The sequence below is a fragment of the Streptomyces sp. NPDC058375 genome, from assembly GCF_042723425.1.
Lineage (GTDB): Bacteria > Actinomycetota > Actinomycetes > Streptomycetales > Streptomycetaceae > Streptomyces > Streptomyces durocortorensis.
In genome coordinates, this window is the sequence record NZ_JBHXJG010000021.1 from 35,067 (window position 1) to 47,532 (window position 12,466).

Annotated in this window: 10 protein-coding genes; 7 read left to right on the plus strand and 3 right to left on the minus strand. The window is 72.6% G+C overall.

Translation table 11 applies throughout. The features are described 5' to 3' along the window. The first annotated feature begins 7 nt into the window (after nt 1–7). The 5 genes from ACFWM7_RS06060 to hemW all read left to right on the plus strand — a co-directional run bounded on the left by ACFWM7_RS06060 (nt 8) and on the right by hemW (nt 5,445). Nucleotides 8–838, plus strand: coding sequence for a hypothetical protein (locus ACFWM7_RS06060; RefSeq protein ID WP_383255625.1), 831 nt, complete (start codon nt 8–10; stop codon nt 836–838). A 263-nt stretch (nt 839–1,101) separates the two neighbouring features. Next, nucleotides 1,102–1,584, plus strand: a complete 483-nt coding sequence (locus ACFWM7_RS06065; RefSeq protein ID WP_383255600.1) for a DedA family protein — start codon at nt 1,102–1,104, stop codon at nt 1,582–1,584. Nucleotides 1,585–1,638: 54 nt separating this feature from the next. Next, complete coding sequence (locus tag ACFWM7_RS06070; protein WP_383255604.1) at nt 1,639–2,025, plus strand: barstar family protein; 387 nt, start codon at nt 1,639–1,641, stop codon at nt 2,023–2,025. Between the two features lie 182 nt (nt 2,026–2,207). Next, on the plus strand, nt 2,208–4,181 hold the full coding sequence (locus ACFWM7_RS06075; RefSeq protein ID WP_383255606.1) for a SpoIIE family protein phosphatase: 1,974 nt from the start codon (nt 2,208–2,210) through the stop codon (nt 4,179–4,181). A 22-nt stretch (nt 4,182–4,203) separates the two neighbouring features. After that, entirely contained in the window at nt 4,204–5,445 is a 1,242-nt protein-coding gene (gene hemW, locus ACFWM7_RS06080; RefSeq protein WP_383255608.1) for a radical SAM family heme chaperone HemW, read from the plus strand. 21 nt (nt 5,446–5,466) lie between these two features. Here the strand turns inward: hemW and ACFWM7_RS06085 are convergent, their stop codons facing one another. The 3 genes from ACFWM7_RS06085 to ACFWM7_RS06095 form a co-directional block, all read right to left on the minus strand. Next, nucleotides 5,467–8,343 carry an ABC transporter substrate-binding protein gene (locus ACFWM7_RS06085; RefSeq protein WP_383255611.1) on the minus strand — a complete coding sequence of 959 codons (2,877 nt, stop codon included), beginning with the start codon at nt 8,341–8,343 and terminating at the stop codon, nt 5,467–5,469. A 140-nt stretch (nt 8,344–8,483) separates the two neighbouring features. Then, complete coding sequence (locus tag ACFWM7_RS06090; RefSeq protein ID WP_383255613.1) at nt 8,484–9,302, minus strand: DUF3097 domain-containing protein; 819 nt, start codon at nt 9,300–9,302, stop codon at nt 8,484–8,486. A 52-nt stretch (nt 9,303–9,354) separates the two neighbouring features. Then, on the minus strand, nt 9,355–10,086 hold the full coding sequence (locus tag ACFWM7_RS06095; protein ID WP_383255615.1) for an MBL fold metallo-hydrolase: 732 nt from the start codon (nt 10,084–10,086) through the stop codon (nt 9,355–9,357). Between the two features lie 174 nt (nt 10,087–10,260). Here ACFWM7_RS06095 and hrcA point away from each other — a divergent pair, with 174 nt between their 5' ends. After that, nucleotides 10,261–11,277: a heat-inducible transcriptional repressor HrcA gene (hrcA, locus tag ACFWM7_RS06100; protein ID WP_030585444.1), complete on the plus strand. Its 1,017-nt coding sequence runs from the start codon at nt 10,261–10,263 to the stop codon at nt 11,275–11,277. Next, the gene (gene dnaJ / locus ACFWM7_RS06105; protein ID WP_383255618.1) at nt 11,278–12,414 is read left to right on the plus strand and encodes a molecular chaperone DnaJ; all 1,137 of its coding nucleotides are present in this window, start codon (nt 11,278–11,280) and stop codon (nt 12,412–12,414) included. The last annotated feature ends 52 nt before the right edge of the window (nt 12,415–12,466 follow it).

Genomic DNA, 12,466 nt, shown 5'->3' on the forward strand with positions numbered 1-12,466 from the left:
GTCCGTGATGATCACATCGGGTACCCCGCGGACCCTCGGCGTCCCCGCCCCCGAGGCGCGGCTGCGTTTCGACACGGAAGGGCAGGAAGTCGGCGGCGGCCCCCGCCGACGACTGCTCCTGGTCGACGACGAGCCTGCCTTTGAACTCAGCTTCTACTGCGGAACATGCCCGTTGCTGTTCCGCAGGCTCACGGGTGCGACGGAGAGGCTGTCCCTGGAGAGCCTGCAAGAACGGCTCACCGGGCCGCTGGGCGATCTGGACGACGGCGGTGTGATCGACGCGTTCGGAGCGCTGCTGCCGCAAGGCGAGTACCGTCCCCTGCTCCTGGAAGTGGAACCCCGGCTGGTCGTTCCCGGCAAGGAAGGCGACTACTTCAGCGGGGAGCAGGTCGCGACGTGGGGAGTCGATCAGTTCTGGGGTCTTCCGGAGTACCCCCGCACCCCGTACTACCGGACCTTCGAGACCGCCGTCGACGCGGACGCCCATCTCTACGAGTTCGTCGTGCCCATGGTCCCCCCGAACTGGAACGAGAGGGAGCGCGTCGAGGAGTACGTCGCGCTCATGGAGCGGGAAACGGTCCCGACAGCGGTGGCGATGTCCACGCTGGACGTGTGCCTGCCCGCTGTCGACCGAGGAGACGACTACTTCGCGCACTGGGGCCTGACCCACTTCCTCCTCGACGGTCACCACAAACTGGAAGCGGCCGCGATGGCCGGGCGGCCGGTGCGGATCCTCTCGCTCCTGGCCCTCGGTGAAGGCCTGGCCGAAGCGCAGGCCTGCGCTCGGCTGCCCGCCCTGCGAGCCCGCCCCCGCTCGGCCCGGGCGAGCGCGACCTGAACCGGCTCCGCCCGATCGGGGCATCTGCTCCCGCCCCGGCGCCGACCAGGGGGCCGCTACCCACCGTATGCGCGCCCGGTTAGGCTGGCCTTGCCTGGTGTGGTACCCGGCGGACGGAACAGGCAGAGGCGGGGCGCAGGTGAGAGACGGTGACCGGGCTCGTGCCCGGCGTGCGCCCGGCCGGACGGGAACGCTCGTGCGGGCGACGCTCGTGCGGATGACGGGGGGCGCGGGTTTCGCGTCGGCGCCCGGGGTGAGGCGTCGTGGATAAGATCGCGCTCGCGGCCGGAGCCCTGTACGTCATCGTCCTGCTGCGCGCCGGAGGGACGTTCGCCGTCGGATGGCTCGCCGGAGCCGGCGCCCGGCGCAGCAGGTTCGCCGCGCGGACCTCCTCGGCGAAGTTCCGGCGCGCCGAGCGGGCGATCCAGCGGTGGGGCGCGCCGGTGGTGGCCGTCTCCTTCCTGACGGTCGGGTTCCAGACCGCCGCCAACTTCCTCGCGGGCAGCATGCGCATGCCCCTGTCGCGCTACCTCCCCGCCCTGTTCGTGGGCGGAGCCGCCTGGGCGCTCATCTACGCGACGGCGGGCCTCGGCATCCTCAAGGGGCTGGGGCGGCTCTTCGCCGAGCAGACTGCCTTCGGGGTGGCCGGCGTGGTCGCCATCCTGCTCGCGGCGGGCGGGGTGGTCGTGTACCGCAGACGACGGGCGGCGGCGGTCCCGTCCTCCGTCGGCGACCAAGCGCGGTAGCCGGCCCGGACACCTTCGACGTCCGGGGCCGCCTGAGCCGCCTAACCTGACGGCATGACGGCGATCTACGTACTGGACGGGCGACGCATCCGTACGCTCGAAGACTTCTGGCTGGTCATGGGCGAGGCCGTCAACGGGCCCGGGGGCTATTTCGGCCGGGGCCCCGACAGTTTCGCCGACTGTCTGCGCGGCGGATTCGGCACGCCCGACGACGATGACTTCGCCGTCGAGTGGTACGACCACGCCGAGTCCGCGCGTGCGCTCGGACATGCGGAAACCGCCCGGCAACTGGAGATCCGGCTGAGCCGCTGCCACCCGACGAATCGTCCGGCGGTTGCCGAGGAGCTCGCCGCGGCGCGCGACAAAGAGGGGCCGACCGTCTTCGACTGGCTGGTCGAGATCTTCGAGGACGAAGCCCCCGGCGCCCTGCTGCTCCGCTGAACACCGTCCACCGCTCTCCGTTCGGCGGCACCGGTGACGCCGCGTCCGACGAGTCGTCAATCCGTCCCGCCGTCCCGCACGTTCGAAGCTGCTCGATTTTCTGCTCACTTCCGTAACTCGGTGCTTATGGATGCGGCCGGTCTGTCACTCTGTCGGTGTCGTCCGACCGTAGGAGCCGCACCGTGGCGCCCATTCCCTTGCAGCGGGACACCGTGCAGCGTCCCGGCACCGTCCGTGCCGGTGCCGCGCACGGCCCCCGCCTGGCCAGTCGCACCAGCCTGCCCGGGATACCGCTCGCCCCGTCCGCCGCCCGGCGGTTCGTACGGGCCGCGCTCGCCGAGTGGACCGGGCTCGGGGTGCCCGCCGCGGTGGGCTTCAGCGACCGGCTCGCCGACGACGCCGTGACCGTCACCAACGAGCTGGTCACCAACGCCGTCGTGCACGCCGGGACCACGGTCGACCTGGTCCTGCGGCTGGAGGAGGAAGGCGGCGACGAGCCGTCCGCCGCCCTGGTGCTGGAGGTCACCGACCACCACCCGGCCCGCCCGGTCAGCGGCGACGAGCCGAGTCCCGGGCCGGAACCGGGCGGGGCGGTCGCGGGGGAGCTGCCCGACCCCGCCGAGTACGGCCGGGGCCTCCAGCTCGTCGCCACCCTCGCCGACGCCTGGGGCATCACCTACCGCACCGGCCTCAAGACCGTCTGGGCCCGCCTCCCCGTCGACGACTGGAGCACCCCGGCCACCCCGCCCGACGGCGAGGCCCTCCGGCGCGGGCTGCGCGCCGCCGAGATCCTCGCCCCCGCCGCCCGGCGCACCGAGCGCGACGACGCGGTCTGGGACAGCCGGGGCGCCCCGGCCTTCCTCGCCGAGGCCTCCGACCTGCTCGCCGGGCAGCTCGACGAGGACCTGGTGGCCGCCATAGCGGGCCAGCTGCTGGTGCCCCGGCTCGCCGACTGGTGCGCGATCTGGCTGGAGACCGAGGGCGGGGGACCGGCCGCCGAACCCCGGCTCGCCCGGGTCTGGCACAGCGACGAGACCGGCACCGAGCCCCTGCGCACCGCCCTGGAGAGGGAGCCGCTGCGCCTCCCGGCCGGCGTCGGCTCCGGACCCGTGCCCGTCCCCGTACCCTGGCCCGCCCAGCCGGCCGATCAGCCCGGGGCGGCCGAGGAAGCGCCGCCCCCGCACCCCGGCGGCCGGGACGGGGCCGCGCTCGCGTTCCGGATCACCGCGGGCGGCCGGGCGCTCGGCACCGTCCTCGTCGGCCGCGAGGGCGTCACCCAGGTGCCGGAGACCGTCGCCTCGCTCATCGAGGACTTCGTCCGCCGCCTCGGCCTCGCCGTCGGCGCCGCCCGCGCCTACACCCGGCAGGCCACCATCAGCCGGATCCTCCAGCGCGGCCTGCTCCCCAGCAAGGTCGCGGAGATCCCGGGCGTCACCAGCGCCCTCGTCTACGAACCGAGCGACGACGGCGTGGTCGGCGGTGACTTCTACGACATCTTCCCGTGCCCCGGCGACCGCTGGTGCTTCGTCCTCGGCGACGTCCAGGGCTCCGGCCCCGAGGCCGCCGTCGTCACCGGCCTCGCCCGCCCCTGGCTCCGGCTCCTCTCCCGGGAGGGCTTCGGCGTCGGGGAGGTCCTGGACCGGCTGAACCGCCTCCTCCTCGACGACGCCATGGAGGCCGCCGAGGCCGCCGCCCTGATGGTCGCCGCCGCCGGGGGCCAGCAGCTCCACGACGGCACCCAGTCGCGGTTCCTCTCCCTGCTGTACGGGGAGGTCGTGCCGCTGCCGGACGGCGGGGTCCGCTGCACGGTGGCCAGCGCCGGGCACCCGCTGCCGCTGCTGCTGCGCCCCGACGGCTCCGTACGCCCGGCCGCCGAGCCGCAGGTGCTGCTCGGGGTCGTGGAGGACGTGGCGTACGAGAGCCAGGTCTTCGATCTCGCGCCCGGGGACACCCTGCTCTGCGTCACGGACGGGGTGACCGAGCGGCGGTCGGGCCCGCTGATGTTCGACGACGGGGACGGGCTGGCCCGGGTGCTCGCCGGGTGCGCCGGGCTGCCGGCCGAGGCGACGGCCGAGCGGATCCGGCGAGCGGTCCACGAGTTCGCCGAGCAGCCGCCGGACGACGATGTGGCGCTGCTCGTCCTGCACGCGGACTGAACCACTTCAGGCGCGAGCGACAATGGACGGTATGCCTTCCGTACTGCCCGATGGTGAGCCCGTGCCCGACGACGGGGCGCTGCCCCGCCACGCCCTGGAAGGCGCAGCCGACCGCCCGCTCGGCTTCTACCTGCACGTCCCGTACTGCGCCACCCGCTGCGGCTACTGCGACTTCAACACCTACACCGCCACCGAGCTGCGCGGCTCCGGCGGTGCGCTGGCCTCCCGCGACAACTACGCGGCCCACCTCATCGAGGAGGTCCGCCAGGCCCGCAAGGTCCTCGGCGACGACCCGCGCCCCGTCCGTACGGTCTTCGTCGGCGGCGGCACGCCCACCCTCCTGCCCGCTGCCGATCTCGTACGGATGCTGGCGGCGATCCGGGAGGAGTTCGGGCTCGCCGAGGACGCGGAGATCACCACCGAGGCGAACCCCGAGTCCGTCGACCCGGCCTACCTCGAAGCCCTGCGCGAGGGCGGCTTCAACCGGGTCTCCTTCGGCATGCAGAGCGCCAAGCAGCACGTCCTGAAGATCCTGGACCGCACGCACACCCCCGGCCGCCCCGAGGCCTGCGTCGCCGAGGCGCGGGCGGCGGGCTTCGACCACGTCAACCTCGACCTGATCTACGGCACCCCCGGCGAGTCCGACGACGACTGGCGGGCCACCCTGGACGCCGCGATCGGCGCGGGCCCCGACCACGTATCGGCGTACGCGCTGATCGTCGAGGAGGGCACCCAGCTCGCCCGCCGCATCCGGCGCGGCGAGATCCCGATGACCGACGACGACGCCCACGCCGACCGCTATCTCATCGCGGACGAGGCCTTCGCCGCCGCCGGTTTCGACTGGTACGAGGTCTCCAACTGGGCCACCACCGAGGCCGGCCGCTGCCTCCACAACGAGCTGTACTGGCGCGGCGCCGACTGGTGGGGCGCGGGCCCCGGCGCCCACAGCCACGTCGGCGGCGTGCGCTGGTGGAACGTGAAGCACCCCGGCGCGTACGCCCAGGCGCTCGCCGAGGGCCGCTCGCCCGGCGCGGGCCGCGAGATCCTCGCCGAGGAGGACCGCCGGGTCGAGCGGATCCTCCTGGAGCTGCGGCTGCGCGAGGGCTGCCCGCTGGACCTCCTCAAGCCCGACGGCCTCGCCGCCTCCCGCCGCGCCCTCACCGACGGACTGCTGGAGCCACAGCCGTACGAACAGGGCCGCGCGGTCCTCACCCTGCGCGGGCGGCTCCTCGCCGACGCCGTCGTCCGCGACCTGGTCGACTGAGCCGGACCGGGACGAGGAGCCTCACGGCTTGCAGTCCTTCGCCGTCAGCGGCGGCGCGACCCCGGCCGGCTTGCCGCACACGAGGGTGCGCTCCGCGCTCGGCCCCGGCCGGACCACCTTGACGATGTTGAGACCGTGCACATTGTCCGAGACCGAGGACCGCGCCCGGCTGAACGAGATCGTCCCCGTGGGCATGTTGTTCAGGTCCACCGTGTGCAGCGTCGCCCACGTCTCCGCCGCGCTCCGCCGCTTGTCGCCGCGCGCCGCCGCGTCGTACAGGGCGGCCGTCGCGCTGTACGAGATCACGGTCTGCCCGCTGGCGAACAGGTCGTCCTCGTACGCCGGACGCCCCGAGACCAGCGCGGTGACCTCGCCCTCGGGGTGCAGCCGCCGGAGCGTCCGGTACGCGTCCCCGTAGAAGCCGAGGTTCTTCCCCCGGTCCAGCGGGGCCAGCGAGGAGTGGTAGAGCGTGACGTTGGCCGCGATGGACGTCGAATCGTCGAACGTCCCCTTCGTCAGATCGTCCCCGGTGAACACCGTCATCCGCCGGTCCGAGCACCCGGTGGTCTCCGAAAGCCCCCGCATCAGCGTCGGTACGTCCTCGACCCGCCCCGCGAAGTACAGCGCGTCGGGAACCCGCTCGGCCTGGCAGATGCTGGTCAGCGGGGCGTTCAGGCTCGCCCCGCCCGCCAGGTCGTACGTCACGTCCTTGCCCTGTTCGAAGCCCGCGTCCTGAAGCATCTTGCGGCCCGCGTCCCGCTGCTCGGCGGTGTACCGGTCCAGGTCCCCGTTGCTGTCCTCGCGCGACAGCACGATCGCGTGCGGGCGGTCCAGCCCCTTCGCGATCTGCCGGGCGACCAGGCCGAGCGCATGCGTCTGCTCCTCGTCCGTCGCCGCGAGACCGAAGTAGTTCGGATACTCGCGGGGCAGGTCGCTGCTGGAGTTCGTCGTGTTCACCAACGGCAGCCCGGCCTCCCGGAGCAGCTTCGTCGCCTTCTCGCTCTCCTGGGTGTTGCGACCGAGACCGACCACCCCGACCACTGTCGGATCCCGCCGGGCCACCTCGATGATCTTCTCCACGGCGGTGAGCTGCCGCAGCATGTCCTCGCCGCCGTTGGCGGTCAGCACCCGCAGCTTCACCGACCGGCGCACCGTCTTGTTCACCGCCCGCTGCTGGAGGTAGACCCCGGTCAGCTCCTCCAGCCCCTTGCGGGTCGCCTCCCGGTCGTTGCCCGGGGCGGTGAGCGGACCGGCGTACACGACCGTCACATACGCGTCGCCCGCCTCGATGTCGTCGTTCTCCTCGCGGATCGCCTGCTCGATCCGCTCGAACGTGATGCCCTCGCCCGCCCCGTTCAGCTCCAGGTCGTTGCCCCGCGCGAAGAGCACCTCGGGCGCGGTCGCCACCCCCACGCACTCCCGGTCGTCACCGCCCCCGTCCCAGATCGCGTCCGTGTTGCGGTCGGTCAGCGGCCCGTGGCAGTACGAGTCACGCCAGTGCCCGGCCCACAGGAACGCTCCCAGCAGGCTGCCCACGACGGCCATCGCGATGGTCGCCCGCGACATCACCCACCACGCCCAGGTCCGCCGCACCCGGTGGGTGACGAGCTGGGCGTGCGCGTGCTCATGGGTCAGCTTGGCGGTGGACAGCGGCAGCAGCAGCACCCACGCCAGGGTCGCCGCCGCCACCGGCGACTGCCCCAGACTCAGATCGTCGACCCAGCGCTCGTACCGGGCCCGCGCCCCGGACGAACCGGTCGGCGCCCCCGGACCCGGCCGCTCCGGCGGCAGCGGCGGAGTGTGCCGCATGATCTCGGAGGCCGGCAGCGAGGCGAGCAGCAGCAGCGGATCGACCTCGCTGCGCCGCGACCGTACGTTGTTGATCGCGTTGATCAGCAGGATGCCGCCGTTGTCCTGCGTGGCCCGGGGCAGGAACACCACCGGCGGGACCGTGCGCTTGCTGCGCCGCCAGTCCAGGGAGCGCGAGCGGTAGTTGTGCCGCAGGTCCTCCAGCAGCGCCTGCACCCGCAGCTCCAGATGGAACTGGCGCGCGTGCTCGTCGCCCGCCCCCGCGTCCGCCACCCGCTCCGCGACCGCCGCCGCCCGCGCCCGGATCACCCGCCACGAACCGCTCGGAGAGAACCACGACCAGCCGTCCGACGGGTAGCCGGTGCTGGACGCGGCCAGCGAGGAGGTGGTGGCGAACCAGCGGCTGGCCCGGCGCAGCCACAGCAACGGCGGCGCGGCCCGGCTCGCCAGGCCCACCACGGCGAGCCCGATCAGCGAGAGGGCCGCCACCAGGGCCGTCAGCAGCCAGTCGATCTCCCCGAGCAGCACGCTGAGCAGGGCGATGAACAGCGCCCCCACGAATGTCTCGGGCCGCACCGACTGCCGCAGCGCGTCCCACCGGGTTCTCCCGCGCGGCCGGCCGGACCGCCAGCGCAGCCGGCTCAGCTGCTCCAGAATCCTTTCCTCGCGTATCTCGGAGGTGTTCCCGTCGGACTGCTCCACGACCGTCGCGGTGGCCTGCTCGATCGCCCCGAGCAGCCGGGAGCGCGGAAAGTCGAAGTTCTTGTACTGGGTGTTCTCGCGGGTCTCCCACGGCTTCTCGGAGAGCGTGCGCACCATGTCGAGCGCCGCGTCGTACGGCGCCGCCCCCGCACCGTCCAGCAGCCGCACCGGCACCCTGCGCAACTCGTTGGCCCGGTGCACCTGGTGCACGAGCTGCTCCACCCGCGCGTCGATCTCCGGCCCGGCCCCGGCGTCCGCCGCCTGGGTCACCACGAGCGGCATCACCGGCCGGTTGACCCGGTACCGGTCGATCAGCTGCTGCATCAGGTGGAAGACGGCCGAAGCCGCCTCGTTGTCCGCACTCTCCCGCCAGACCTCGCGCACCATCGCCCGTGCCCTTCCCCCGTGAACCGCGGCCCGTTCTCCCCGTCGACATCCCTCAATAACCGATGGTGCGTGTGGGACGCAGGCATTCATAGAGATCGGTACGTGATCGTCCGGTGCGGGTCGGACTCAGCCCGGGGACATCAGTCCGGAAGGGTGACGAAGTCGATCAATTCCTCCACCCGGCCCAGAAGTTGGGGTTCCAGGTCCTTGTAGCTGCGCACCTTGGACAGAATGTGCTGCCAGGCCGCTCCGGTGTTCTCCGGCCACCCCAGCGCCCGGCACACGCCCGTCTTCCAGTCCTGGCCCCTCGGCACCACCGGCCAGGCGTCGATCCCCACCGAGGACGGCTTCACCGCCTCCCACACGTCGATGTACGGGTGCCCCACCACCAGCACATGGTCCCCGGTCACCTGCGCGGCGATCCGGGACTCCTTCGAGCCGGGCACCAGATGGTCCACCAGCACCCCCAGCCGGGCGTCGGGCCCCGGCGCGAACTCCCCGACGATCGCCGGAAGGTCGTCGACGCCCTCCAGGTACTCCACGACCACGCCCTCGATACGGAGGTCGTCGCCCCACACCCGCTCCACCAGCTCCGCGTCGTGCCGGCCCTCCACATAGATCCGCCCGGCCCGCGCCACCCGGGCCCGCGCGCCGGGCACCGCCACCGAACCGGAGGCCGTACGGGTGGGGCGCACGGGTCCGCCGGGGCCCGGGCACACCAGCGTGACGACCTTGCCCTCCAGCAGGAAGGCGCGCGGCTCCATCGGGAACACCCGGTGCTTGCCGAAGCGGTCCTCCAGGGTCACCGTCGGCCCCTGGGCGGTCTTCTCGCAGCGGATCACCGCCCCGCAGAAGCCGGTGGCGACCTCCTCCACGACCAGATCGGGTTCGGCGGGGACCTCGGGCACGGGGGCGGACCTCTTCCACGGCGGGGTCAGGTCCGGCTGGTAGCTGCGCATGGCATGACGATATTCGCCCCGGCCGGGTCGGGGCGTGCCACGGACCCGGGTGTCACGCCACCGCGAACCGCTCCGCCAACGACTCCCGCTGCGCCCGGACGAACCCGGCGTCCACCACCGCCCCGTGCCCCGGTACGTACAGCGCGTCCTCGCCGCCCAGCGCCAGCAGCCGGTCCAGCGCGGCCGGCCAGCGCGAGGTGATCGCGTCCGAGCCCGCCTGCGGCTCGCCCGACTCCTCGACCAGGTCTCCGCAGAACACCACCGGAGGCTCACCGTCCGAGCCCGGCACCAGCACCACGAGGTCGTGGCCGCTGTGGCCCGGGCCCACGTTCGCCAGCAGCACCTGACGGCCGCCGCCCAGGTCGAGCGTCCAGTCGCCGCACACCTCGTGGTGCGGGGCCACCAGCGTGTCCGCCGACCTGGCCGCCTCGTCCTCCGGCACCCCGTGGCGCACGGCCGACGCGCACAGGCTATCCGCCTCGTCCCGCAGCAGCGCCCCGACGCCCACCGCCCCGTACACCTCGGCCCCGGCGAACGCCGCCGTGCCCAGCACATGATCGAAGTGCGGGTGGCTCAGTGCGATATGCGTCACCCTCCGACCCAGCAGCGCCTCCGCCTGCCGCCGCAGCTCCACGCCCTCGCGCAGGGTCGCGCCCGTGTCGTACAGCAGTACGCCCTCCGGCCCGGTGACCAGCCCGGCGGTGGCGTCCCAGCCCGGGAGGCGGCGCCTGCCGATACCGTTGCCCAACCGCTCCCAGCCGAGGTCTTCCCAAGCGACGTCCATACCACGACGCTATCGGCAACGACCTGCGCAGTCTCGTGGGAGCGTGGCCGGTCGCCCTTGCCCCGGCCCCACCCCACCCCCGTACACTGACGACGGGATTGCTGGCACTCGTACGCACCGAGTGCCAGCCGGACACCGGAGAGATCCGGAGACAGACAGCTGGAGGTGTGCGCGATGCTCAGCGAACGCAGACTCGAAGTGCTGCGCGCCATCGTCCAGGACTACGTCGGCACCGAGGAGCCCGTCGGCTCCAAGGCGCTGACCGAGCGGCACCGGCTGGGGGTCTCCCCGGCCACCGTCCGCAACGACATGGCGGTGCTGGAGGACGAGGGCTTCATCGCCCAGCCGCACACGAGCGCGGGACGCATCCCGACCGACAAGGGGTATCGCCTCTTCGTCGACAAGCTCGCGGGCGTCAAGCCGCTGTCCTCGCCCGAGCGCCGGGCCATCCAGAACTTCCTCGACGGCGCGGTCGACCTCGACGACGTGGTCGGCCGGACGGTGCGGCTGCTCGCGCAGCTGACCCGGCAGGTCGCCGTCGTGCAGTACCCCTCGCTGACCCGTTCGACGGTGCGGCACGTGGAGCTGCTGGCGCTCGCCCCCGCCCGGCTGATGCTCGTCCTGATCACGGACACCGGCCGGGTCGAACAGCGTATGATCGACTGCCCTGCGCCGTTCGGCGAGGCATCGCTCGCGGATCTGCGGGCCCGGCTCAACAGCCGGGTCGTCGGACGCCGCTTCGCGGATGTTCCGCGCCTGGTGCAGGAGCTGCCGGAATCCTTCGACAGCGAGGACCGGGGGACCGTCTCCACGGTTCTCTCCACCCTCCTCGAAACGCTGGTCGAGGAGACGGAGGAGCGGCTGATGATCGGCGGCACCTCCAATCTCACCCGCTTCGGACACGACTTCCCGGTGATGATCCGGCCGGTGCTGGAAGCACTGGAGGAACAGGTCGTCCTGCTGAAGCTGCTCGGTGAGGCAACGGACTCCGGCATGACCGTACGGATCGGGCACGAGAACGCCCACGAGGGGCTCAACTCCACGTCCGTCGTCGCGGTCGGCTACGGTTCGGGCGACGAGGCAGTCGCCAAACTCGGCGTGGTCGGACCGACCCGCATGGACTACCCCGGAACGATGGGAGCGGTACGCGCAGTGGCACGTTACGTCGGACAGATCCTGGCGGAGTCGTAAGTGGCCACGGACTACTACGCCGTACTCGGCGTGCGCCGCGACGCATCTCAGGACGAGATCAAGAAGGCATTCCGTCGGCTCGCCCGCGAGCTGCACCCGGATGTCAACCCGGACCCGAAGACCCAGGAGCGGTTCAAGGAGATCAACGCCGCTTACGAGGTGCTCTCGGACCCGCAGAAGAAGCAGGTCTACGACCTCGGCGGCGACCCGCTCTCCGCCGGTGGCGGCGGCGGCGCGGGCGGTTTCGGAGCCGGCAACTTCGGCAACTTCTCCGACATCATGGACGCGTTCTTCGGCAACGCCGCGCAGCGCGGGCCCCGTTCGCGGACCCGGCGCGGCCAGGACGCCATGATCCGGCTGGAGATCGACCTCAACGAGGCGGCCTTCGGCACCACCAAGGACATCCAGGTCGACACGGCCGTCGTCTGCAACACCTGCAGCGGCGAGGGCGCGGCCCCCGGCACCTCCGCCCAGACCTGTGACATGTGTCGCGGTCGCGGCGAGGTCTCGCAGGTCACCCGGTCCTTCCTGGGCCAGGTCATGACCTCGCGGCCCTGCCCGCAGTGCCAGGGCTTCGGCACGGTCGTGCCGACCCCCTGCCCGGAGTGCGCCGGCGACGGCCGCATCCGCTCGCGGCGCACGCTCACGGTAAAGATCCCGGCGGGCGTCGACAACGGCACCCGTATCCAGCTCGCCGGAGAGGGCGAGGTCGGCCCCGGCGGCGGCCCGCCCGGCGACCTGTACGTGGAGATCCACGAGCTGCCGCACGCCGTCTTCCAGCGGCGCGGCGACGATCTGCACTGCACGGTCACCATCCCCATGACGGCCGCGGCCCTGGGCACCAAGTGCCCGCTGGAGACGCTGGACGGCCTGGAGGAGATCGATATCCGGCCCGGCACCCAGTCCGGCCAGTCCGTGCCCCTCCACGGGCGCGGGATCACCCATCTGCGCGGTGGCGGCCGGGGCGACCTGATCGTGCACGTCGAGGTGATGACCCCGTCCAAGCTCGACCCCGAGCAGGAGCGGCTGCTGCGGGAGCTGGCCAAGCTCCGCGGCGAGGAACGGCCCTTGGGTCAGTTCCAGCCAGGTCAGCAGGGCCTCTTCTCCCGTCTGAAGGACGCGTTCAACGGTCGCTGAACCGCTTTTCGCCTTTCACCGCACCGCCCGCCGGTTCCCTACCGGCGGGCGG

Bases quoted from the DNA above. Each gene is read 5' to 3' on its own strand.
- ACFWM7_RS06060 (WP_383255625.1), top strand. From the start codon at position 8: ATGATCACATCGGGTACCCCGCGGACCCTCGGCGTCCCCGCCCCCGAG.
- ACFWM7_RS06070 (WP_383255604.1), top strand. From the start codon at position 1,639: ATGACGGCGATCTACGTACTGGACGGGCGACGCATCCGTACGCTCGAA.
- ACFWM7_RS06085 (WP_383255611.1), bottom strand. From the start codon at position 8,343: ATGGTGCGCGAGGTCTGGCGGGAGAGTGCGGACAACGAGGCGGCTTCG.
- hemW (WP_383255608.1), top strand. From the start codon at position 4,204: ATGGACGGTATGCCTTCCGTACTGCCCGATGGTGAGCCCGTGCCCGAC.
- ACFWM7_RS06095 (WP_383255615.1), bottom strand. From the start codon at position 10,086: ATGGACGTCGCTTGGGAAGACCTCGGCTGGGAGCGGTTGGGCAACGGT.
- hrcA (WP_030585444.1), top strand. From the start codon at position 10,261: ATGCTCAGCGAACGCAGACTCGAAGTGCTGCGCGCCATCGTCCAGGAC.
- ACFWM7_RS06090 (WP_383255613.1), bottom strand. From the start codon at position 9,302: ATGCGCAGCTACCAGCCGGACCTGACCCCGCCGTGGAAGAGGTCCGCC.